22 protein-coding genes and 1 tRNA gene are annotated in these 22690 nt (G+C 65.5%); 11 read left to right on the forward strand and 12 right to left on the reverse strand.

Annotated elements, in window-relative coordinates; all coding sequences use genetic code 11:
- Positions 1-146 precede the first annotated feature (146 nt).
- Positions 147-2603 carry an endopeptidase La gene (gene lon / locus ACFSC3_RS15715; protein ID WP_380941371.1) on the reverse strand — a complete coding sequence of 819 codons (2457 nt, stop codon included), beginning with the start codon at positions 2601-2603 and terminating at the stop codon, positions 147-149.
- Between the two features lie 151 nt (positions 2604-2754).
- Between lon and ACFSC3_RS15720 the strand changes: the two genes are divergently transcribed.
- From ACFSC3_RS15720 to tig, 4 genes are all read left to right on the forward strand, one after another.
- Positions 2755-4452 (forward strand): M1 family metallopeptidase, encoded by a 1698-nt coding sequence (locus ACFSC3_RS15720; RefSeq protein ID WP_380941372.1) that lies wholly within the window; start codon positions 2755-2757, stop codon positions 4450-4452.
- Positions 4449-4700, forward strand: a complete 252-nt coding sequence (locus ACFSC3_RS15725) for a hypothetical protein (RefSeq protein WP_380941373.1) — start codon at positions 4449-4451, stop codon at positions 4698-4700. Before ACFSC3_RS15720 ends, ACFSC3_RS15725 begins: the two co-directional genes overlap by 4 nt.
- 453 nt (positions 4701-5153) lie before the next feature.
- Positions 5154-5238: transfer RNA gene (locus tag ACFSC3_RS15730), tRNA-Leu, on the forward strand.
- An 84-nt stretch (positions 5239-5322) separates the two neighbouring features.
- Positions 5323-6981 carry a trigger factor gene (gene tig / locus ACFSC3_RS15735; protein ID WP_380941374.1) on the forward strand — a complete coding sequence of 553 codons (1659 nt, stop codon included), beginning with the start codon at positions 5323-5325 and terminating at the stop codon, positions 6979-6981.
- A 356-nt stretch (positions 6982-7337) separates the two neighbouring features.
- On the opposite strand, the gene ACFSC3_RS15740 is transcribed toward tig, so the two are convergent.
- On the reverse strand, positions 7338-8699 hold the full coding sequence (locus tag ACFSC3_RS15740) for a hypothetical protein (RefSeq protein WP_380941375.1): 1362 nt from the start codon (positions 8697-8699) through the stop codon (positions 7338-7340).
- A gap of 250 nt (positions 8700-8949) precedes the next feature.
- Here ACFSC3_RS15740 and ACFSC3_RS15745 point away from each other — a divergent pair, with 250 nt between their 5' ends.
- The 4 genes from ACFSC3_RS15745 (at position 8950) to ACFSC3_RS15760 (ending at position 13617) form a co-directional block, all read left to right on the forward strand.
- A complete protein-coding gene (locus ACFSC3_RS15745) occupies positions 8950-9918 on the forward strand; it encodes a glycosyltransferase family 2 protein (RefSeq protein WP_380941483.1) in 969 nt (322 codons plus the stop codon).
- A gap of 63 nt (positions 9919-9981) precedes the next feature.
- Positions 9982-10626, forward strand: coding sequence for an ATP-dependent Clp endopeptidase proteolytic subunit ClpP (gene clpP, locus ACFSC3_RS15750; protein WP_380941376.1), 645 nt, complete (start codon positions 9982-9984; stop codon positions 10624-10626).
- A 108-nt stretch (positions 10627-10734) separates the two neighbouring features.
- A complete protein-coding gene (clpX, locus tag ACFSC3_RS15755) occupies positions 10735-12006 on the forward strand; it encodes an ATP-dependent Clp protease ATP-binding subunit ClpX (RefSeq protein ID WP_380941377.1) in 1272 nt (423 codons plus the stop codon).
- Between the two features lie 477 nt (positions 12007-12483).
- Positions 12484-13617 (forward strand): calcium:cation antiporter, encoded by a 1134-nt coding sequence (locus tag ACFSC3_RS15760; protein WP_380941378.1) that lies wholly within the window; start codon positions 12484-12486, stop codon positions 13615-13617.
- Between the two features lie 3 nt (positions 13618-13620).
- On the opposite strand, the gene ACFSC3_RS15765 is transcribed toward ACFSC3_RS15760, so the two are convergent.
- The 4 genes from ACFSC3_RS15765 to ACFSC3_RS15780 are packed head-to-tail and all read right to left on the reverse strand — an operon-like array spanning position 13621 to position 16191.
- A complete protein-coding gene (locus ACFSC3_RS15765) occupies positions 13621-14220 on the reverse strand; it encodes a hypothetical protein (RefSeq protein ID WP_380941379.1) in 600 nt (199 codons plus the stop codon).
- Complete coding sequence (locus tag ACFSC3_RS15770; RefSeq protein WP_380941380.1) at positions 14220-15428, reverse strand: M48 family metallopeptidase; 1209 nt, start codon at positions 15426-15428, stop codon at positions 14220-14222. The genes ACFSC3_RS15765 and ACFSC3_RS15770 overlap by 1 nt, the downstream gene beginning before the upstream one ends.
- Positions 15425-15943 (reverse strand): hypothetical protein, encoded by a 519-nt coding sequence (locus ACFSC3_RS15775; protein ID WP_380941381.1) that lies wholly within the window; start codon positions 15941-15943, stop codon positions 15425-15427. The genes ACFSC3_RS15770 and ACFSC3_RS15775 overlap by 4 nt, the downstream gene beginning before the upstream one ends.
- A complete protein-coding gene (locus ACFSC3_RS15780) occupies positions 15925-16191 on the reverse strand; it encodes a hypothetical protein (RefSeq protein WP_380941382.1) in 267 nt (88 codons plus the stop codon). Before ACFSC3_RS15780 ends, ACFSC3_RS15775 begins: the two co-directional genes overlap by 19 nt.
- A 136-nt stretch (positions 16192-16327) precedes the next feature.
- Here ACFSC3_RS15780 and ACFSC3_RS15785 point away from each other — a divergent pair, with 136 nt between their 5' ends.
- Positions 16328-16504, forward strand: a complete 177-nt coding sequence (locus ACFSC3_RS15785) for a hypothetical protein (protein WP_380941383.1) — start codon at positions 16328-16330, stop codon at positions 16502-16504.
- Positions 16505-16524: 20 nt separating this feature from the next.
- Here ACFSC3_RS15785 and ACFSC3_RS15790 read toward each other — a convergent pair whose 3' ends face one another.
- The 5 genes from ACFSC3_RS15790 to gatC all read right to left on the reverse strand — a co-directional run bounded on the left by ACFSC3_RS15790 (position 16525) and on the right by gatC (position 20583).
- On the reverse strand, positions 16525-16977 hold the full coding sequence (locus ACFSC3_RS15790) for a hypothetical protein (protein WP_380941384.1): 453 nt from the start codon (positions 16975-16977) through the stop codon (positions 16525-16527).
- Between the two features lie 97 nt (positions 16978-17074).
- The gene (gene gatB, locus ACFSC3_RS15795) at positions 17075-18538 is read right to left on the reverse strand and encodes an Asp-tRNA(Asn)/Glu-tRNA(Gln) amidotransferase subunit GatB (RefSeq protein WP_380941385.1); all 1464 of its coding nucleotides are present in this window, start codon (positions 18536-18538) and stop codon (positions 17075-17077) included.
- 103 nt (positions 18539-18641) lie between these two features.
- The gene (gatA, locus tag ACFSC3_RS15800) at positions 18642-20126 is read right to left on the reverse strand and encodes an Asp-tRNA(Asn)/Glu-tRNA(Gln) amidotransferase subunit GatA (protein ID WP_380941386.1); all 1485 of its coding nucleotides are present in this window, start codon (positions 20124-20126) and stop codon (positions 18642-18644) included.
- Positions 20123-20299: a hypothetical protein gene (locus ACFSC3_RS15805; RefSeq protein ID WP_380941387.1), complete on the reverse strand. Its 177-nt coding sequence runs from the start codon at positions 20297-20299 to the stop codon at positions 20123-20125. Before ACFSC3_RS15805 ends, gatA begins: the two co-directional genes overlap by 4 nt.
- Complete coding sequence (gene gatC, locus ACFSC3_RS15810) at positions 20296-20583, reverse strand: Asp-tRNA(Asn)/Glu-tRNA(Gln) amidotransferase subunit GatC (protein WP_380941388.1); 288 nt, start codon at positions 20581-20583, stop codon at positions 20296-20298. Before gatC ends, ACFSC3_RS15805 begins: the two co-directional genes overlap by 4 nt.
- A 138-nt stretch (positions 20584-20721) precedes the next feature.
- On the opposite strand from gatC, the gene ACFSC3_RS15815 reads away from it, so the two are divergent.
- On the forward strand, positions 20722-21828 hold the full coding sequence (locus ACFSC3_RS15815) for a DUF3089 domain-containing protein (RefSeq protein WP_380941484.1): 1107 nt from the start codon (positions 20722-20724) through the stop codon (positions 21826-21828).
- A complete protein-coding gene (gene ruvX / locus ACFSC3_RS15820; protein ID WP_380941389.1) occupies positions 21825-22286 on the forward strand; it encodes a Holliday junction resolvase RuvX in 462 nt (153 codons plus the stop codon). Before ACFSC3_RS15815 ends, ruvX begins: the two co-directional genes overlap by 4 nt.
- Before the next feature lies 1 nt (position 22287).
- Here ruvX and ACFSC3_RS15825 read toward each other — a convergent pair whose 3' ends face one another.
- Positions 22288-22596 (reverse strand): PilZ domain-containing protein, encoded by a 309-nt coding sequence (locus ACFSC3_RS15825; protein ID WP_380941390.1) that lies wholly within the window; start codon positions 22594-22596, stop codon positions 22288-22290.
- Positions 22597-22690: the final 94 nt, after the last annotated feature.

The raw sequence follows: 22690 nt of genomic DNA on the forward strand, positions 1-22690 counted from the left end.
AACCCCCGTTTCGAATGACGCATAGATAGGATTCGCAGCGGGATACCCCCGCCGCGGAAGGACGAGCAGTAAGCCGCGCGGTCGTTACAGAGTCAAAGGGTTTCGGCATGATCCCGCCGACAGGCGGCGGAATCATGCCTTACTAATCAATGGTGGACGGTGTCGCCGGCCGCCGCGACGCCGGGAGGCGGCATGGCGGCGAGTTCGTCGGCGTCGGTCCAGTCGATCGCGTGCAACTCGTCGGTCAGCGCCAGACGCAGCACCTCATCGACATGCTTCACCGGAATGATCTCCAGCCCCTCGCGGATATTCTTCGGGATTTCCGCGAGGTCCTTTTCATTCTCATGCGGGATGAGGACCGTGGTAATGCCGCCACGCAGAGCCGCAAGCAGCTTCTCCTTCAACCCACCGATCGGCAGGACGCGGCCGCGCAGCGTGACTTCCCCGGTCATCGCCACCTCACGCCGCACCGAGACACCGGTCAGCGTCGAGACGATCGAGGTGACGAGGCCGATACCGGCCGACGGCCCGTCCTTCGGCACAGCGCCTTCGGGCAGGTGGACATGGATGTCCTTGCGCGCGAACAGGCTGGGCTTGATGCCGTAGCTCGGCGCGCGGGCCTTGACGAAGCTCATCGCCGTTTCCGCCGATTCCTTCATCACATCGCCTAGCTTGCCGGTCAGCTTGATCGCGCCCTTGCCCGGCACGGTCACGCTTTCGATCGTCAGCAGCTCGCCGCCGACCTCGGTCCAGGCGAGGCCGGTGACCGCACCGATCTGATGCTCCTCCTCGCCCAGGCCGTGGCGGAACTTCTGGACGCCGGCGAATTCGTGGAGGTTTTCGGGCGTGATCGTCACGCTCGTCGCCTTGCCCTCCAGGATCCGCCGCAGCGCCTTGCGCGCCAGACGCGCGATCTCGCGCTCCAGCGTGCGCACGCCCGCTTCGCGCGTGTACTTCTGGATCAGCGCGCGCAGGCCCTCGGTGGTGAGCGTAAACTCGCCGTCCTTCAGGCCATGTGCCTCGATCTGCTTGGCGACCAGATGGCGCTCGGCGATCTCGACCTTCTCGTCCTCGGTGTACCCCTCCAGCCGGATGATCTCCATGCGGTCGAGCAAAGGCTGCGGCAGGTTCAGCGAGTTAGCGGTCGTGACGAACATCACGTCCGACAGATCGATGTCGATCTCCAGATAATGGTCGTTGAACTTGCCGTTCTGTTCGGGGTCGAGCACTTCGAGCAGCGCCGACGCCGGATCGCCGCGGAAATCCTGGCCGAGCTTGTCGATCTCGTCGAGCAGGAACAGCGGATTGCTGGTGCCGGCCTTCTTCAGGTTCGACACGACCTTGCCCGGCAGAGAACCGATGTAAGTGCGGCGATGGCCGCGAATTTCTGCTTCATCGCGCACACCGCCCAGCGACTGGCGGATAAATTCGCGCCCGGTCGCCTTGGCGATCGACTTGCCCAGCGACGTCTTGCCGACGCCGGGCGGGCCGACGAGGCACAGGATAGGGCCTTTCAGCTTGTTGGTGCGCGCCTGGACCGCGAGATATTCGACGATCCGGTCCTTCACCTTCTCCAGCGCATAGTGATCCTCGTCGAGGATCGCCTGTGCAGCCGCAATGTCCTTCTTGATCTTGCTCTTCTTGCCCCACGGCAGGCCCAGCAACACGTCGAGATAGTTGCGCACGACCGTCGCCTCGGCACTCATCGGCGCCATGGTCTTGAGCTTCTTGAGCTCGGCGGTCGCCTTGGTCCGCGCCTCCTTCGACAGCTTAAGCGTCGCGATCTTCTGGGTCAGCTCGGCGACCTCGTCCGAGCCGTCGCCGTCCTCACCCTCGTTGCCGAGCTCGCGCTGGATCGCCTTCAACTGTTCGTTGAGGTAATATTCGCGCTGGGTCTTCTCCATCTGGCGCTTCACGCGGCTGCGGATCTTCTTCTCGACCTGCAACACGCCCAGCTCGCCTTCCATGAAGGCGAAGACCATTTCCAGCCGCTTCTGAGGATCGGTCTCGATCAGCAGCGACTGTTTGTCGGCGACCTTGAGGCTCAGGTTGCCGGCAACCGCATCGGCCAAACGCGACGGATCGTCCAGCTCGCCCAGCTGCACCGCGGTCTCCGCCGGCAGCTTGCGGTTGAGCTTGGCGTAATTCTCGAACTGGTCGACGACCGACCGCATCAGCGCCTTGAACTCGGGGCTGAGGTCGGCCGGGGTTGTCGCTTCGACCTTGCTCTGCAACTCGTCGCTCGCCGCTTCCAACGCGCCATCGTCACCGACCGCAAGGACGCTCGCCGTCAGGAAGGGGCCGCCCTCCTCCAGCACGTCGAGTTGCGCGCGCTTGCGACCCGCGACCAGCACGCGAACGGTGCCGTCGGGCAGCTTCAGCATCTGCATCACCTCGGCCGTCACACCGATGTCGTACAAATCGTCGCGGCCGGGATCGTCCTCGCTTGGATCGAGCTGCGCGATCAGCAGGATTTCCTTGTCGTCCGCCATGGCGGCTTCGAGCGCCGCCACCGACTTATCGCGGCCGACGAACAGCGGCACGATCATATGCGGGAACACGACGATGTCACGCAGCGGAAGAACGGGGTAGGTGGTCTTCATGGAATCTCCGAAAGCGGCCCGTCCGGCCGCCTGACCTGCGCTATATGGGACGCTGCCGGCCCGCGATCAACGTCGGGCATCCGGCAGGCTGCACTCCCCGCGTCACCAATGGGGCTTGCCTGGCACGCCCCGCGCCGCAAGACTTGCCGGCATGATCGCAATCCTCCCCATGTTGCTGACGCTTGCCGCCGCGCCCGAAGCCGGCGAGCCCGAAATCACTGCCCAGACCGCGCGATCGGGCGGTGCGGTGACGCCGGACCAAGCGAAGCTGACGCTCGACACCGTCGACCTGTCGATCGAGGTGTTTCCGGCACGCGAGCAGATTTCCGGCGTCGTCACGCTGAACTTCGTCGCCAAGGGGGCGGTCGACCGCATCCCGATCGATCTGGACAAGAATCTGCCCGCGAGTGCCATCAGCATCGATGGTCGCGCCCTCCCCGCCTCCGCCTGGGCCAATCCCGACGGCCGGCTGACGATCACCCCGCCCCGCCGCATCCCCGCCGGCGCGCGCTTCTCGGTCCGCATCGCCTATGCCGGCACGCCGCGCGTCGCGGTCCGGGCGCCCTGGGACGGCGGCTTCGTCTGGTCGAAGACGAAGGACGGCCAGCCCTGGATCGCGACCGCGGTGCAGGGCGAAGGCTGCGACCTGTTCTGGCCCTGCATCGATTCGCCGACGTTCGAGCCCAGCCGCATGGACCTGCACATCACAGTGCCGAAGGGGCTGAAGGCGCCATCGAACGGCGTGCTCAAATCGGTCGATACGCTGCCCGATGGCCGCACGACCTGGAACTGGTCGGCGCGCAACCCGAACACCTATGCCATCGCCCTCAATATAGCGCCCTATGAGGAGATGAAGGGCAGCTACAAAAGCCGCTTCGGCAACACGATCCCGATGTATTACTGGTATCTGCCGGGCGAGGCGGAACAGGCGAAGGGCCTGTTCGCCGAATTCGCGCCGACGCTCGACTTCTTCGAAAGCACGATCGGCCCCTTCCCCTTCGGCGATGAGAAGCTGGGGGTGGTCGAGACGCCGCACCTGGGCATGGAGCACCAGACGATCAACGCCTATGGCAACGGCTATAAGAAGGCGCCCGAGGGCTTCGACTGGCTGTTCCAGCACGAGTTCAGCCACGAATGGTTCGCCAACCAGCTGACCGCGGCCGACTGGGACGATTTCTGGCTGCACGAGGGCTATGGCGCCTACATGCAGCCGCTCTACGGCAAATGGCGGGAAGGCGACGCGCGGTATGTCGCGATGCTGCTGAAATCGCGCGAGACGATCCTCAACAAGGCGCCACTGGTGTCAGGCCAGCCGCGGGCCGAGGAAGACGTCTATGACGCCGACAAGAACGGGCCGGGCGGCGACATCTACGTCAAGGGGTCGTGGATGCTGCATACGCTGCGCGGCCTGGTCGGCGACCCGGCCTTCTTCGAGATCACCCGCCGCGCGGTCTATGGCCGCCCCGACCCGCGACCGGGCAATTTCCGCCCCCGCTTCTCGTCGAGCAAGGAATATCGCCAGATCGTCAATCAGGTGACGGGGGCGGATTACAGCTGGTTCTTCGACGTCTATCTCGACGAAGCTGCGCTCCCCGACCTCGTCGAGACGCGGCAGGGCAATCGCCTGACGCTCCAATGGAAGACGCCGCGGAACAAGCCCTTCCCGATGCCGGTCGAGGTGGAGGTGGACGGCAAGGTCTCACGCCTGGCGATGACCGGCGGGCGTGACACGCTGACCGTGCCGGAGGGCGCGCATGTCGTGATCGACCCGATGGCCCGCGTGCTTCGCCGCTCCGAAGCGATCGAGGCGGTGCAGGCGCAGGCGGCGCGGGCGAAGGCGCGACCGTGAGCGACGAAACCGGAAGCGGCGCCAACTGGACCGGCCGCGCGGTCGAGATGGCGGCCGTGTTCATGATCGGCGACGGGCTGCTCGGCCTGCTCCAGCCGCGGCGGCACGTCGAACTGTGGGAAGAGAAAGCGGCGGGGACGGAAGTGCTCGTCGCACCATTTCGTGGGAAGCCCGGACGACGACGGCTCTACGGCATAGCACAGATCGCGGCGGGATTGGCTTTGGCGGCTACCGCCAGAAAGAAATAGAAAGTTTATTTCACGCAAAGGCGCTAAGGCGCGAAGATTACAGATTCATCTTGCAAGAGTTGGCTTAGCGCCAAATCGAGATAATATCTTTGCGCCTTCGCGCCTTTACGTGAATAAAATCTTCTTACCCTACCCGACGACAGTCCCAGGCGAAGGCACATCGATATCCGGCGTCGGCGGCGAAACCTCCGGCGGCGGGGTCGTTGGCTGCGCGGGCGTTCCCGGCATCGGCGGCGCTTCCGGCTGACCGGGCGCCGGCTGGCCCGGCGCTGGCTGGCCTGGGGTCGGTGGCGGCGGCGCTTCGGGCGGTGGGGCGTCGGGTTGGGGGATGGGCGGTTCGACGGGCATCGACTGATCTCCTTTAGCCTGTCCAACGTCTGCCCATCGCACACGGTTGCGCAGCCGATGCGCTTTGCTATAGAGCCCGCCGCAACCGGCGGCTCATCCCGCCGCGCGGGCGTGGCGGAATTGGTAGACGCGCTGGTTTTAGGTACCAGTATCGCAAGATGTGGGGGTTCGAGTCCCTTCGCCCGCACCAGCCAATCTCCGCCAACGCGGTTCGCGCGGGGGCAAGCCGTCGATATCGATTCCTCTTTGTAGTTCAGAAAGCCAACCCGCAATCATGCAGACCGTCGAGACGCTGAACGAAGGCCTCAAGCGCGCCTACACGCTGACCATCACCGCCAAGGACATCGACGCGAAGGTCGACGCCGAGGTGAAGCGCATGGCCCCGCAGATCCGCATGCCCGGCTTCCGCCCCGGCAAGGTGCCGGCCAACCTGATCCGCAAGATGCATGGCGAAGCGATCGCCGCCGACGCGCTGAACTCGGCGATCCAGTCGGGCGTCCAGCAGCTGATGGCCGAAAAGGCGCTGCGTCCCGCGATGCAGCCCTCGGTCCGCCTGAACGACGACTATGCGGCCGGCAAGGACGCCGAAGTCACCGTCGAGCTGGAAGTCCTGCCCGACGTCCCGACGCCCGCGATCGACGGCCTGAAGCTGGAACGCCTGACCGTCCAGCCGGACGAAGCCCAGATCGACGCCCGCATCGCCGAGCTCGCGCAGGGCGCCAAGTCCTATGACGACGCCAAGAAGGGCCACAAGGCGCAGACCGGCGACCTGGTCGTCATGGACTTCGTCGGCAAGACCGCCGACGGCGTCGCCTTCGACGGCGGCACCGGCACCGACATGTCGGTCGAAATCGGCTCGGGCCGCCTGATCCCGGGCTTCGAGGACCAGATCATCGGCGTGAAGAAGGGCGACGAGAAGCAGATCTCGGTCACATTCCCGGAAGACTACGGCGCCAAGAACCTGGCCGGCCAGCCCGCGACCTTCGACCTGACGATCAAGGACGTCCGCGTCGCGGGTGAAACCAAGATCGACGACAGCCTGGCGAAGAACCTTGGCCTCGAGAGCCTGGAGCAGCTGCGTGGCATCCTGAAGGGCCAGGCGGAGCAGGAGCTGAACGGCCTGACCCGCACCCACATGAAGCGCAAGCTGCTCGACCAGCTCGCCGCCGGCCACGACTTCGCCGTGCCGCCGTCAATGGTCGAGGCCGAGTTCGACCAGATCTGGCACCAGCTGCAGCACGAGGCCGAGCATGAGGCCGACGTCGACGCCGCCAAGGCCGAGCTGGAAGCCGAGAAGGACGATTACCGCAAGATCGCCGAGCGCCGCGTGCGCCTGGGCCTGCTGCTCTCCGAGATCGGCCAGGCGAACGGCGTCGAGGTCAGCAACAACGAGATGAACCAGCTGATCATGGCAGCTGCCCAGCAGTATCCGCAGGATCAGCGCGAGCGGTTCATCCAGTATGTCCAGCAGGAGCCGATGGCGGCCGCCCAGCTGCGCGCACCGCTCTATGAGGACAAGGTCGTCGACTTCCTGTTCGGCAAGGCCGAGGTCACCGACCGCGAAGTGACCCGCGAGGAGCTGGAAGCCGCGATCGAGAGCGAGGACGGCTTCGACACCGGCACGCACACCCACGACCACGACAAGCCGACGCCGCGCAAGTCGAAGAAGGCGGACGCGGGCGACAAGCCGGCCGCCGCACCGAAGAAGGCTCCGGCCAAGAAGAAGGCCGATGCCGAGGCGACCGAGGAGGCTGTTCCGGCGCCTGCCGCGACCGAAACCGAACTGGTCGAAGCCGAGCCGGTGAAGAAGGCCGCGACCAAGAAGGCGCCGGCCAAGAAGGCCGCTGCCGTCGAGCCGACCGCGGAAGGCGAAGACGTCGCTGCCGCTGCCAAGCCGAAGAAGGCCCCGGCCAAGAAGAAGACCGAGGCGTAAGCCGATCGGCGCGGGTCGGCGACTGCCGCCGACCCGCACGCGATGCGGTGCCGGCGCGTCGCCGCATCTCTCATCGAGAATTGCGTCCAGGCCCGGTCCGTGAAAGCCGGAGAACGTATCTTCGTTGCGTAGGGTCTAGAGTGTGATCCAGCCAGGTTGAACCAACCTGTGCCCCGGCGCAGGCCGGAGCCTTGGCTGTCGAAGACCTCTCGCCCGCCAACGCTCCGGCCTTCGCCGGCGTACAGCTATGCCGCTCGTCAGACGGATCACCCGTCAGACCGTAGCGACAACACACCTTGCAAATGCCGCGAAATGATCCCGCGGCGAAAGAACGGCCCCTTTCGCGGGCTAGCGGACTATGCCGCGTTTGTGTCGCCGGTATGCACTGCTGGGGCTTCGGTGCCCCGCGAACGCTGCGCCCACAAGCGGGCTGCGGATGCGAGAACGATCAGCGACAGCACCCAGATGATGCGGCTCTGATAGCGGTCGTGCGGCGTCGACATCGCGCCGCAGATCACGGTATTGATGATCCATCCGAGCGTCAGCACGGTCCCGAACTGCGCCACGCCCTGCCATCGCCGCCGCCACGCAACCGCCAGCGCGATGAGGCCGAGACCGCTCCAGAGGCAATTTGCGATGGTCGCAATGTCGATTGGCATCGTACCGGCGTAGCCGCGGCTGGCGCGGAAGGCGGTGCGATCCGGCTCCGGGATCTTCGGCATCATCAGCGCCGAATCGTCCGCCCCGTAATTGAATTCCATCAATGTCCAGGCGCCGAACTGTCGCAGGATCGCGCCGGCCGAGCTTGTGATGACCGCGAATGGCCGATCCGCCACCACCGCCAGCACGAAATCCTTCTGCTCGGCAGCCAGGCGTCGTTGGTCGGCATTCGACAAGGTCTTGAACACGCCGTTCGGAGCAGAGCCGCCCCACAGGAATGCGTCGCTCCCCATCGGCAGGCGATCGCGATAGCGGCACAACAGGAACCGGCTTTCGCCGCAATGCGCGTCGAGATATGCGGTACCGGGACCGTCCTCGACCAGGCGCGCCGTCAGGAACGGCGGGCGGATCGGCTCGGCGCCGGTCGCCTTGGTGACGCCGAACATGAAGGCGGATTCGCCGCAGATACCGACCAGCACCACTGCAAAGAGAGCGATGGCGCCGGGACGCCACGCCGACAGCTTGAGCAGGCCGACCGCAAGCGCGATGGCCGCGATCGCGCCAAGGATCAGCAGATGGCTGCTGTGACACAGCGCCGCCAGCACCGCGACGGCGACCCAGAACAGTCGACCGAGCCGCGTTTCCCTTTGCCATCCCGTGACCATTACCGCCGCGGAAACCACGGCCAGCCCGGTCAGAAAGTCTGGCATGAGCATCGATGTGAACCATGCAAGCGAAGTCGTTGCCAACGCTACCGCAAGGCTGATGGCGGCGATGCCGAATCGTCGATCGGCAGGATCGATGAAGTGCCGAAGCGCGCCGATCATCACCGCGCCGACCAATAGCGCCTGCAGGACAATACTGAACCACAAAGACTTGAGCAGCACACCTGTGTAGATCAACGCAGCATAGTAGATCGACCGTCCAAGCAGGATCGGTTTCACATCCGTCGTTACTGCTACCGTTCCGTTCGAGACCTTCGCCGCACGCGATACATCGACGACCGCCTGGACATCCTCGTTGCTCCAATAGGTCGCATGACCTGTCGTGCGTACCACAAGAGCGTCGATCGCCCGGATATAGGATGGCGTATCGGGAAATATAAACGGCCCGCCATTGTAAGTGGCAGGCCAGAGCAAAAGAACAAAGGTCAAAACTAGAAAGAATTGCCGATACTTCATCGCGCTGATAGCAGCTGGCTTCACAATTCCCCCGAACGTCAACTGCGAACGCCGCCCTATATACGCCGAACCTTAAACTGTCTATTAATTCGCCGTGAAGCATAATGACGGCGAACTGGGGGCAATGATGAATTCGACAGCGAGCACGTACGACGATGACCGGTTGAGGGAGCGGCGTCCGTCCGTCGCCGTCCTGCTGCCATGCTATAACGAGGAAGCCGCGATCGCGCAGACGATCGCGGGCTTTCGCGCCGAGCTGCCGGACGCGACCATCTATGTCTACGACAACAACAGCCGCGATCGCACGGTCGAGGTCGCGCGAGCCGCCGGCGCGGTCGTGCGTACCGAACGGATGCAGGGCAAGGGCAATGTCGTCCGCCGCATGTTCGCCGACGTCGAGGCGGATATCTATATCATGGCCGATGGCGACCTGACCTATGATCCCGCCTCGGCGCCGGCCATGGTCGCGCGCCTGGTCGACGACGGCCTGGACATGATCGTCGGCACGCGCGTGCATGAGGCGGCCGAGGCCTATCGCCGCGGCCATGTCCTCGGTAACCGCGCGATGACGGGCCTGCTGGCGTCGCTGTTCGGACGCAGCTTCACCGACATCTTCTCGGGTTACCGCGTCTTTTCGCGCCGGTTCGTGAAGAGCTTCCCGGCGCTGGCGGCGGGGTTCGAGACGGAAACCGAAATCTCGGTCCACGCACTGGAACTCAAGATGCCGGTCGGCGAGGTGGAGACGCGCTACCTGGCACGGCTGGAAGGGTCGGCGTCGAAGCTCAACACCTATCGCGACGGGCTGCGCATCGCCCGTACCATCGCGACGCTGTACCGGATCGAGCGACCTTTGTGGTTCTTCGGCGCGATCGCCGGGGTGCTCACGCTCGCCGCGATCCTGCTGACCATTCCGCTGGCGATCACCTATGCGCAGACCGGCCTGGTCCCCCGCTTCCCGACCGCGATCCTGGCGACCGGGCTGATGATCGTCGCAGTCCTCAACCTGTTCGCCGGCCTGATCCTCGACACCGTGGTGCGCGGCCGTCGTGAAATGAAGCGGCTGGCCTATCTGGCGATCCCCGGGCCGCAAGCCTGACCCCTTGCGCCCCCCTGCCCGAACGCCGATGTAGGCGCTTGCCAATCCAAGAGCGGGAATCCCATGCACGACCCTATGAGCGTCATCCAGAACGCCCTCGTCCCCATCGTCATCGAACAGTCGAGCCGCGGCGAGCGCAGCTTCGACATCTATTCGCGCCTGCTGCGGGAGCGGATCATCTTCGTCGTGGGACCGGTCGAGGATCACATGGCCTCGCTCATCACCGCCCAGCTGCTCTTCCTCGAGTCCGAGAACCCGAAGAAGGACATCTGGATGTACATCAATTCGCCGGGCGGCGTCGTGACCGCCGGCATGGCGATCCACGACACGATGCAGTATATCCGGCCGAAGGTCGGCACGGTCTGCATCGGTCAGGCCGCGTCGATGGGCAGCTTCCTGCTCGCCGCCGGTGAGCCGGGCATGCGCGTCGCTCTGACCAACGCGCGCATCATGATCCACCAGCCGTCGGGCGGTGCGCAGGGCATGGCGTCGGACATCGAAATCCAGGCCAAGGAAATCCTGCGCATCAAGCGCCGGATGAACGACCTGTACGTCAAGTACACCGGCAAGAGCCTGGAAGAAATCGAGCGTGCGATGGACCGCGACACCTTCCTGGAGGCCGACGAGGCCAAGGCGTTCGGCCTGGTCGACGAGGTGTTCGACAAGCGTCCGGGCGTGCCGGACGGCGAGGCCACTCCGGCGGCTTAACGTGTTTTGCGTAAGGGTCCGGTATTTGGGTTTGCCGGACCCGGCCCGCCGTGTAGAATGACGGGCCATTTTCAAGCGCGATCCCCCTTCGCGCGACGAGGTGATTGAATGACGAAATTGAGCGGTGGCGACTCCAAGAGCACCCTCTACTGCTCGTTCTGCGGCAAGTCGCAGCACGAGGTCCGCAAGCTTATCGCAGGGCCAACCGTGTTCATCTGCGATGAATGCGTCGAGCTGTGCAACGACATCATCCGCGAAGAGACGAAGTCGGCACTCGTCAGCAAGAAGGACGGCGGCGTCCCGACGCCGCAGGAAATCTGCGACGTGCTCGACGATTATGTCATCGGCCAGCGCCGCGCCAAGCGCGTCCTGTCGGTCGCGGTGCACAACCACTACAAGCGGTTGAATCACGGCGCCAAGGGTGCTGACGTCGAACTCGCCAAGTCGAACATCCTGCTCGTCGGCCCGACCGGTTGCGGCAAGACGCTGCTCGCCCAGACGCTGGCGCGCATCCTCGACGTGCCGTTCACCATGGCCGATGCGACGACGCTGACCGAAGCCGGTTATGTCGGCGAGGACGTCGAGAACATCATCCTCAAGCTGCTCCAGGCGTCCGACTACAACGTCGAGCGGGCGCAGCGCGGCATCGTCTATATCGACGAGATCGACAAGATCAGCCGCAAGGCCGAGAATCCGTCGATCACCCGCGACGTGTCGGGCGAAGGCGTGCAGCAGGCGCTGCTCAAGATGATGGAAGGAACGGTCGCCAGCGTTCCGCCGCAGGGCGGGCGCAAGCATCCGCAGCAGGAATTCCTGCAGGTCGACACGACCAACATCTTGTTCATCTGCGGCGGCGCGTTTGCGGGCCTTGAGAAGATCATCGGCGATCGCCTGCAAGGCAAGTCGATCGGCTTCGGCGCGCATGTCGCCGGGCCGGACGAGCGCAAGACCGGTGAGGCGCTCAAGTCGGTCGAGCCGGAGGATCTGCTGAAGTTCGGCCTGATCCCCGAATTCGTCGGCCGCCTGCCCGTCATCGCGACGTTGGAGGACCTCGACACCGCCGCGCTGATCAAGATCCTGACCGAGCCGAAGAACGCCCTGGTCAAGCAGTATCAGAAGCTGTTCGAGATGGAGGACGTGAAGCTCGGCTTCAACGACGAGGCGCTGACGACGATTGCCAAGAAGGCGATCGACCGCAAGACCGGCGCGCGTGGCCTCCGCTCGATCCTGGAGGGCATATTGCTCGACACGATGTTCGACCTGCCCAGCATGGACGGCGTCGACGAAGTGATGATCGACAAGGACGTCGTCGGCGGCTCGAAGGAGCCGGTGCGGGTCTATGCCAAGAAGGAAAAGGAAAAGGCCGGCGACGCCGCCTGATTTTCTTTCGGTCTAAAATTAAAGAGCGGGCGTCGGGAAACCGGCGCCTGTTTCTTTTTTGGGCGGGCCGGAGTTGGGTGATGCGTCCTCTCGGTCCACTTTGCCCTCCGCGATAAGTCCCATTCACCGGTCGTGGCCGACTTTTGGAACCACGCTTCTGAATATCGCTGTCCCTGCATACCCCGCCCTTCCGTGCTCCCGCGAAGGCGGGAGCCCAGGGCCAAAAAGACGCCGACGTGTTTCCATCGGGACTCTGGGCTTCCACCTTCGCGGGAGCACGGAAGGGCATTTTTCAGCGGGCGCTGGCAGGACTGCCTACGTGTCGCACGTCATTTGGATCGGCACGTCGCCCGCTTGCCGTCGCATGACTGCGCGCCAATAAGCACGACAGGCCGCCCGTCGACCGCAGGCATCCGCACGGATGAAACCCGGTGCGGTTCCGTGCATTGGTCGAAGGACAGTTACACGGAGCAAGATTTGACCCACGCCGACGACGTCTCTGCCGTTCCGCCCCAGTCGACCAAGCGTGCGCTGTTGCGCCGCACCGGCTTGCCGCTTTGGTCGCTCGCCTTCCCGCTGCTCGGTCTGGCCGCGGTCGCGATCGGGCTGGCCAAGCTGGGACTGGTCGGCACGATCGCGGCGACCGTCATCCTGATCGGCGCGGTGCTGGCGGCGGTGCATCATGCGGAGGTGGTCGCGCACCGGGTCGGCGAGCCGTTCGGAACGCTGGTGCTGGCCGTCGCCGTGACGGTCATCGAAGTGTCGCTGATCGTCAGCCTGATGCTGTCGGACGCCGGCGACGCCTCCAGCCTCGCGCGCGACACGGTGTTCGCGGCGATCATGATCATCCTGAACGGCATCGTCGGCCTGTGCCTGCTGGCGGGCGGATTGCGTCACGGCGAGCAGCGCTTCACCCTGCGCGGGGTCAGCACCGCGCTCAGCGTGCTGACGGCGATGGTGGTGCTATCGCTGGTGCTGCCGAATTACGTTTCGAGCGCGCCGGGGCCGACCTATGCGACGTCGCAGTTGATCTTCGTCGCGATCGTCTCGCTGATCCTCTATCTGACCTTCGTCTTGGTCCAGACCGTCCGCCACCGCGAATATTTCCTGCCCGACGAGACCATGCCGAAGGATGCGCACGCCGAACCGCCGTCTAACGCGACCGCCTGGACCGCGTTCGGCACGTTGCTTGTATCGCTCGTGGGCGTGGTGCTGCTGGCGAAGGGGCTGTCGGTGACGGTCGAGCGCGCGATCCTCGACGCGGGGCTACCGCTGGCGATCGTCGGTGTGGTGATCGCAGGGCTCGTCCTCGCGCCCGAGAGCTTGGCCGCCTATCGCGCCGCGAAGCGCAACCGTTTGCAGACCAGCCTCAACCTCGCGCTCGGGTCGGCGCTCGCGACGATCGGACTGACCATCCCGTCGGTCGCGATCGTCAGCCTGATCCTCGACCTGCCGCTGGCGCTGGGCATCGGGCCGAAGGGGATCACGCTGCTGATCCTGTCGCTGTTCACGATCACGCTGTCGCTCGGCACCGGCCGCACGACCATCCTGGGCGGCGCAGTGCATCTGGTGATCTTCGCCGCCTATCTCTTCACGACGATCGTGCCGTAAAGCTTACTGCGTCAGAGCCGCGGTCTGCACCAAGGCCCGGAAGTCGCCGATCGTGCGGTCGTGATAATGCAGCCGGGGGGCGTCAAAGGTCACCATGTACAGCTGCCCGCGCACCAGCGCCGCAATGGCCTCGCCCTTGCGCGGCAGGTCGTCCTCGTCGGTGTAATCATAGGTAAATCGCACGCCCGGCTGATCGAGGAAGCGGTCGGGCTTCGAATTGGTGACCGTGAACTTGCTGATCCCCTTGAACGCGCGATAGGTGCCGCCGAGCAATTCTGGCACCTCGACCAGCAGGGTGGTCGAGGTGAATTTCGGCAGCGGCTCGCGCCGCTTGCTCCGTTCCCGCACCAGTGGTTCGCCCGGTGCGATGCCGCCGTAGAAGGTGACGTCGTTCAGCTGTTCGCCGTCCAGCGTCCAGGTCTCGGCATTCTTGCCCGGCTTGATGTCCAGCCGGTTCCAGTCGCGCGTCGGCGTGACGGTCAGGTTGGAATCGGCGACCTTCACCGCCTTGCCCTTCTCCCGATACGCGTTCGACCACGCCGGCGTGGCGATCGCCAGGCACAGCGTTGCGGCGATCAGAGTTCGGGCAGCTACCGTCTTCATCACTTCTCTCCCAGCGACGCGATGGTCATGCCGATCATCGCCGCATCCGGCGCATCGGGGGCCAGTTGCAGATAGCGTTGCAGGGCCGCGCGTCCCTCCGCAATCCGGCCCGTCTTCACGAGCGACAGACCCAGCCCGCGCTGCGCCGACGCGAGGTCGGGCTGCATCGCGACCGCCTTGCCGTAGAAATCGGCGGCGTTCATCAAGTCGCGCGGATGACCGCGGCCGCGGAACAGGTCGCCCCGCGCGCGCCAAAGGTCTGCCGTCCATCCCGCCTCGGCCAGATGGGTAATGATGAAGTCGCTCGCTCCGAAGTCGTTGAGCGCGATCTGATCGTCGAGGAACATCGTTCGCCACGGCCCGAGCGCCGCGGCATAGCGATCGGCCCCATCCTGCCGCGCCTCGGTGTCGGGCGCGGCCAGGGCATAGAGATAGTCGGCCCGTTCCCCGCTCGCCGGATGGGAGGAGAAGAAGCTGTTATGTTCGAAATCGGGTTTGCGCAGTCCCCGCGCGCTGGCCGACGCCTCGCTTTCCATGATCAGCGTGCGCCACATGCGCGAGGCCGAATGCGGTCGCAATTCGCCGCCGTTGAGATAGCCGATGCCCAGCATATCGGCTTCCCGCTCCTGATCCCGGTTGAAGCGTTGCAGCGTCCCGAGGACGGAAATCTGGATCGAATTGAAATCGCGATACGCCTGGCGCGTCCCGGCCATCGAGGTCAGCAGCGCCGCCCAGCTCAGCACGTCGGCGCTCGATCGCTGCGCCTTGAAGCGCTGAAGCGAGTGCCGCCGTTCGAAATGACCGAATTCATGCCCCAGCACCGCGCCCAATTCGGCCTCGCTGCTCGCCCGAAGCAACAGGCCAGTGTAGATCCGCATCGTCCCGTTAGGCGACATCGACGCGTTGAACAGGGGTACGCGCAGGATATAGGTGCGCACCGACGCACAGCGATCGGCACCCACGGTCGCGCACAGGACGCGGCGAACATAGGCGTTGAGCGCCTCGTCACGGATCACGAGCGGCGAATTCTGCATCGCGCGCTCGCTCTCGTCATCCTCACGCCATATGCCGATCTCGTCGACACCCTGCGGCTGATAGGCACCCGTGAACGGCGGTGGCGGTGGCGCGGGCTTGGTCGACGCCTTCTGCTGCGCGTTCAGGGGTGACGCGAACGTCGCGACGATAGCCAGGGCGATCCGCAGTTTCACCGCTGGACCGCCGCCGTCGTCGTCGCGGCCGCAGGCTTGGTGCTGCCCGGGAAATCTTCCAGCAACTGGCCCACGCGCTTTTCCGCGCCATCGACCTCGCGTACGTCGCCACCCATCGCGGCGTCCGCGTTGAGCCACAGGATGTCGCCGGTCTTCAGGTCGACCAGTCCGGCATAGCCGAGATGCTCGCCCGACTGGATCGAAATCCGCGGCCCCAGCATCGCGAGCACCTGCAGAACCTTGCGGCCGGTCGAGCCATAAGCGTCCTTGTTGTAGATGAAGAGCGCATAGTCGGCGTCGCGGGCGCCCGGCAGGTCCTGCACACCCGCCCCCAGCGACCAGTCGAAGACTCCGGCCTTGTTATCGCGCTTCTTGGTCGGCAGGCGGTTGCCGACGAAAAACTGGTAATTGACCACCGCCCGCGCGACCGCGCCGAACAGGTTGGTATATTCCTCGACCAGTCGGGCCTGCTCGCCGAATGCCTGGGGCGCATCGATCACGCTGTTGCCCAGCATCGCCTGACGCTTTGCCAGCGCGTGGCGATGTTCGCGCGCGCCTTGTCGGTCCAGTCGGCGTTCGGTTCGAACATACCGCCGGTCGATTGCGCGCCCACGCTGACCGCCGGGCGAAACACCAGGATTTTCTTGCCGCTCCTGGCCGGCAGTTCGAAGCCCTGCTTCGTTGCCGTGCGCTCCTGAGCCGCTGCCGGAACCACAGCCGTGCCCAGCGCGATCGCAGCGACCGCGTACCCCGATATCCTCATCGACCAGCGCCCCCGCCGTTATCCCCTCACGATCCGCCCCCCGGCGAGTCATCAAGAGGCTATCGAGCCGAAAAATACTCCGCAAGCCCCAAACCAAAGCCGGAATGAATGGTTATGCTACGCAGGAGGCACGACCATGAACGAACAGAATGACACGTCGAAACCCGACGACCGCAGCGATATCGAGCAGGCGGTCGACGCCCGCCGCGATGCACTGGAGCGCGGCGAAGGTGGCAAGGAGGCGGACGCTCAGATGGGCGAAGGCGGCGCGGACGGCGTCGTCAAGAACCAGGACCGCGACTTGGGACAGTAATCCAACCCGCCGCTCGGCGATCAATCATATTCGTCGAGCGGCATTTCCGGATGCAGCGGCGTCGGGCTAAGCGCGAGCGTCATCAGCTTGGCCTTGCGCTCCTCCGGCTTCAGCTTCTTGAACAATTTGTATTCGGCCTCGGGAAAGCGCCGCTGCGAATAGCCGGCCTGTGCCAGACACCCGTAATAGGTCGCCTTGAACGCCTTCCCTTGCATCAGTCCGAGCGCGAAGCCGCTGGCCAGCGCCGATCCCGCCTGCCCCGCCGCCGTGCCGTTGGTCACGGGGTTGAAATAGGGATTGGGAACGGTCGGTTTCTTCATCGCCTCCTTGGCGGCGTCGAGGCAGCGGGCCATGTCGGCGTCATAGGCTTCGGGCGTCTGGTTCGCCTTCCACGAATACATCTTGTCGCCGGCAATGGCCGGTGTCGCGATCGCCATTCCGACGACGGCCGCAATCGTGAAGCTGATCCGCATAGTCCCCTCGCCCCTCACCCGACCGCCATCTGACGGGCACACGTCGAAACGCGCCCGCGTGTCTGGCGGAATCGGGTCGAGCCTATGGCGGCGGAAATCAGCCGGCAAGCGCCTTCTTGAGCAGGTCGTTGACCACGCCCGGGTTGGCCTTGCCGCCCATCGCCTTCATCGTCTGGCCGACGAAGAAGCCGAACAGCGCTTCCTTGCCGCCGCGATATTGCTCGAGCTGGTTGGGGTTCTTCGCCAGCACCTCGGCGATCACCGCCTCGATCGCACCGGTGTCGCTGGTCTGCTTCAGGCCGCGGTCGTCGACGATCTTGGCGGGATCGTCGCCGGTTTCGAGCATCACCTCGAACACCTGCTTGGCCAGACTGCCCGACAGCGTGCCGTCGGCGACCAAGGCGAGCAGTTCGGCTGCCTGCTTGGGCGACACCGGCGATTCGGTGATGTCTTTGCCGAGACGGTTGAGCGCGCCGAACAGTTCGGATGCGACCCAGTTCGACGCCTGCTTGCCGTCGACGCCCGCCTCCAGCAGCGCGTCGAACCAGCGGGCTGTCTCGACCTCGGCGGTCAGTACGCCCGCGTTATACGGCGTGACGCCCTGCGCCTCATAGCGCGCGCGCTTGGCATCGGGCAGTTCGGGCAGGCTGGCGCGACATTCCTCCAGGAACGCGTCGTCCAGCTCCAGCGGCAGCAGGTCGGGATCGGGGAAGTAGCGGTAATCATGCGCGTCTTCCTTCGATCGCATCGACCGCGTGGTGTTCTTGTCGGGATCGTAGAGACGCGTTTCCTGAACGATCGTTCCGCCGCTCTCCAGCACCTCGACCTGACGCAGCGCCTCCTGCTCGACGACCGCCATGACGAAGCGGACCGAGTTGACGTTCTTCGTCTCCGTCCGCGTGCCAAACTCGTCGCCGGGCTTGCGGACCGAGACGTTGACGTCGGCGCGCATCGACCCCTGGTCCATGTTGCCGTCGCACGACCCGACATAGCGCAGGATCGAGCGCAGCTTGGTCAGATACGCCCCCGCCTCGGCCGGCGAGCGCATGTCCGGACGGCTGACGATCTCCATCAGCGCGACGCCCGATCGGTTGAGGTCGACATAGGACATGGTCGGATGCTGGTCGTGCATCAGCTTGCCGGCGTCCTGCTCGACGTGGATGCGCTCGACGCCGATCGTCTTGGTCTGGCCATCGACATCGACCTCCAGCTTTCCCTCGCCCACTAGCGGGTGGTAAAGCTGGCTGATCTGATAGCCCTGCGGCAGGTCGGCGTAGAAGTAATTCTTGCGATCGAACCGCGACCATTTGTTGATCTGCGCCTCGATCGCCATGCCGGTCCGCACCGCCTGGCGGATGCACTCGCGGTTCGGCACCGGAAGCATGCCCGGCATCGCGGCGTCGACCAGGCTGACCTGCGTATTCGGCTCCGCCCCGAACGCGGTCGGCGCGCCGGAGAACAGCTTGGCGTTGGACGTGACCTGGGCGTGGACCTCCAGGCCGATCACGACCTCCCACTCGCCGGTCTGGCCCTGGATGCGATAGGTGGATGCTTCGGTCATAATCTGGTTTCCGTTCGGGCTGAGCTTGTCGAAGCCCTGCCCTTCTTGGCACGAAGAAAGTACAGCCCTTCGACAAGCTCAGGGCGAACGGGATAGTCCTAATCTACCACCACTGCTCCGCCCGGGCGACGAAGCCCGCGCGCTGTTCGAGCGCGAGGCCGGCGTTGAGCACGCCCTGTTCGTCGAGCGGCTTGCCGATGATCTGGAGGCCCAGCGGCAGCCCGGCCTTGTCGAGCCCGCCCGGCACGCTCATCGCCGGCAGGCCCGCCAGCGACGACGGCACTGTGAACACGTCGTTGAGGTACATCGCCAGCGGATCGGCCGACTTTTCGCCCAGCGCGAACGCCGACGACGGTGCGGTCGGGGTGAGCAGCAGGTCGCAGCTTTCCCAAGCCTTCTCGAAATCGCGCGCGATCAGCGTGCGGACCTTCGACGCCTGGGTGAAATAGGCGTCGTAGAAGCCGGCTGACAGCACATAGGTGCCGATCAGGATGCGGCGCTTCACTTCGTCGCCGAAGCCCGCCGCGCGGGTCGCGGCGTACATCGCCTGGAGATTGGCGCCTTCGGGCAGGTCACGCAGACCATAACGCACGCCGTCATAGCGCGCGAGGTTGGACGACGCCTCCGCCGGCGCGATGATGTAATAGGCCGGCAGCGCGTATTTGGTGTGCGGCAGCGAGACCTCGACGATCTCCGCGCCCGCATCCTTCGCCCATTCGATACCCTGCGCCCACAGCGCCTCGATCTCTTCCGGCATGCCGTCGACGCGATATTCGCGGGGGATGCCGATGCGCTTGCCGGCGAGAGACGGGTTCAGTCCCTTCTCCCACTGCGGCACGTCGAGCTTGAGAGAGGTCGCGTCCTTGGCGTCGAAGCCCGCCATTGCCTCCAGCATGATCGCGCAGTCGGTGACGTCGCGCGCCATCGGCCCTGCCTGGTCGAGTGACGAGGCAAACGCGACCACGCCCCAGCGCGAGCAACGGCCATAGGTCGGCTTGATGCCTGAAATGCCGGTGAAGGCGGCCGGCTGGCGGATCGAGCCGCCGGTGTCGGTCCCGGTCGCCGCCGGGCACAGCCGTGCCGCGATCGCCGACGACGAACCGCCCGACGAACCGCCCGGCGCGAGCGGCGCATTGCCGCCGTCGTTGCGCCGCCAGGGCGACAGGACATTGCCGAAATAGGATGTCTCGTTCGACGACCCCATCGCGAACTGATCGAGGTTCAGCTTGCCGAGCATGCCGGCGCCCGCATCCCAGAGCTTCTGCGAGACGGTTGATTCATACTCCGGCACGAAACCTTCGAGCATGTGGCTGGCGGCGGTCGTCTGGACGCCCTTGGTGCAGAACAGATCCTTCATGCCGATCGGCACGCCGGCCAGCGGCTTCAGCTCCTCGCCCGCAGCCTTCGCGCGGTCGGCTTCGCGCGCGGCGGTCAGCGCATGGTCGGGGGTTTCGACGATGAAGGCGTTCAGCTGGCTGGCGGCGGCGACGCGCGCGGTGAAGGCTTCGGCCACCTCGACCGCGGAAAAGCTGCCGTCGCGCACGCCGTCGCGGATTTCGCGCACGCCAAGGTCGGTGAGAGTGGTCATCCGTCGATCCAAATTCCGTTTGGGCTGCGCTTGTCGAAGCCCTGCCCTTCTTCTCCGAGCTTCTCCGCGCGCGGCACGAAGAAGGACCGCACTTCGGCCAGGATCCCATCGAAGTCATACTTCGATGGGTGCCCGCCAAGCTCAGTGCGAACGGTGTGGAGTTGCATCATCACTCGATCACCTTGGGCACGCCGAAGAAGCCGTGCTCGGCCACCGGCGCATTCGCCAGCACCTTGTCGCGCACGCCGCCGTCGGTGACGACATCGTCGCGCAGGCGCAGATGGTTGGGGATCACGGCGGTCATCGGCGCGGCGGTGGAGGTGTCGACCTGGCCCAGCTGCTCGATCCAGCCGAGGATGTTGTTGAGCTCCGGCACCATCCGCTCGGCATCGTCATCGGTGATGGCGATACGGGCGAGGCTGGCGACCTTCTTCACGGTTGCGGCGTCTACGGACATGATCTGCGGCTAGCACCGCGTGTTGTTGCAGCGCAACCTCTCGCGTGTCCGGATTGCGCGGCCGACGTTCCTGGGGCACGGACCGTGGCGATTGCCCGATCGGTGGCATGTCTGCCCCATAGACTGAAGGTCGCCCGCGTGGTCCGCAAGTTCCTGTACGTCATCGCCGCGCTCGTCACGCTCGTGATCGTGGCGCTGTTCGCCTATCGCATCTGGGGCGTCGATCTGATCCGGCGCTACATGACGCCCGACGTCGCGTTCGAGGCGCAGCCCGGATTGGCGCGCGATGCCTATGCCGCCCCCGGCATGTGGCTGGCCCGCCCAGACATCGCGAACAATCCGGCGCTGTGGATGCCCGCGGGGCAGCGGCCGGAGGATGCGGGCGCAGCGGTGTTCTTCATCCACCCGACCAGTTACCTGGCGACCGATCACTGGAACGCGCCGCTCGACAATGCGGAAGCGAACGATCGTGCGAAGCTGTTCCTGCGCGGCCAGGCCAGCGCCTTCAACGCCGCCGGACAGGTCTGGGCGCCGCGCTATCGCCAGGCGGCGTTCGGGGCGTTCCTTACAACGCGGGTCGATGCCGAGCGCGCGCTCGACCTCGCCTATCGCGACGTGGCGATGGCGTTCGACGCGTTCCTCGCCGCCAATCCCGACCGGCCGATCATCCTGGCCGGGCATAGCCAGGGCGCGCTGCACCTGACGCGGTTGCTGCGCGAACGGGTGGCGGGCAAGCCGCTCGCCCGGCGGATCGTCGCCGCCTATGTCGTGGGCTGGCCGGTCTCGCGGACGACCGACATCGCCGCGCTCGGCCTGCCCGAATGCGTGCGCGCCGGACAGGCGGGATGCCTCCTGTCGTGGCAGACCTTCGCCGCGCCGGCCGACGCGTCGCTGATCTTCGACACATTCGATGCGACGACCGGCTTCAACGGCCAGTCGCGGCGCGGCACGCCGATGGTCTGCACCAATCCGATCACCGGCACCGCAGCCAGCGCCGCCCCGGCAAGCGCGAACCTGGGCACGCTGTTTCCGACCAAGGACCTGACCAACGCTGCGCTGGAGCCGGGCCGGGTGCCGGCAGCGTGCGAGGGACGCGGCCTGCTGATGATCGGCGAGGGACCCGATGTCGGTCCATACGTGCTGCCGGGCAACAATTACCACGTCTACGACTACAGCCTGTTCTGGGCGAACGTGCGCGCCGATGCCGCGCGACGGCTGGCCGCGTTTCGCGGGGAGGCGCGATGATCACCACCGTGACCGCCGAGTTTCGCGCGGCCCTGCCCACGGGCGGGCGTTTGCTGGGCCTGGACGTCGGGACCAAGACGATCGGCACCGCGCTGTGTGATGCGGGATGGAGCTTTGCCTCCCCCGCCCCGCTGGTGCGGCGAACCAAGTTCACCGCGGACAAGTCCATCCTCGCCGCGATGCTCGCGCCGCAATCGGTGAAGGGTGTCATCGTCGGCCTGCCGCTCAACCTCGACGGCAGCGACAGCCCGCGAACCCAGTCGACCCGCGCCTTCGCGCGCAACATCGCGGACTGGGATCTTCCGATCCTGCTGTGGGACGAACGCTGGTCGACCGTCGCGGTCGAGCGGGTGATGATCGAACAGGATCTGAGCCGCGCCAAGCGCGCCGAACGCGTCGACTCCCTCGCCGCCGCGCATATCCTGCAGGCGGCGATCGATGCGCTGGTGAACGTCTAGATCAATTGTCCTGGATCGTCAGCGCGCGGAGCTGAGCCCGGCTGATCGGCGCGTCGAAGCGGCAGGCCAGCACGCCGGCCCGGTTCCAGATCACCGTCGCGGCGACCGGCGCGGCGCCATCGAGGCTGAGTTCGATCGGGCCGTCGAGGGTCGGATCGACCGAGGCGACCAGGCGACAGCCGTAGGCAGAGATCTCGGTCAGTTCGCCGGCCACGCTGCCGACAAGCGCGCTGCCGGCCGCATTGAACCGTGCCGTCCGCCGCCGTTCGATCCTGTCGCTGGCCAGTATCGGCCGATATGCCGTTGCCATCCCGCCCTCACTCTAACCCGAGATTGCCTGATTATCCCGCAAAACCTGCAAAATCATGAAGGTGCATGGCCGACAACCTACCGTGCGACGAGAC

It is taken from the genome of Sphingomonas floccifaciens, assembly GCF_042681125.1.
Classification (GTDB): Bacteria; Pseudomonadota; Alphaproteobacteria; order Sphingomonadales; family Sphingomonadaceae; genus Sphingomonas; species Sphingomonas floccifaciens.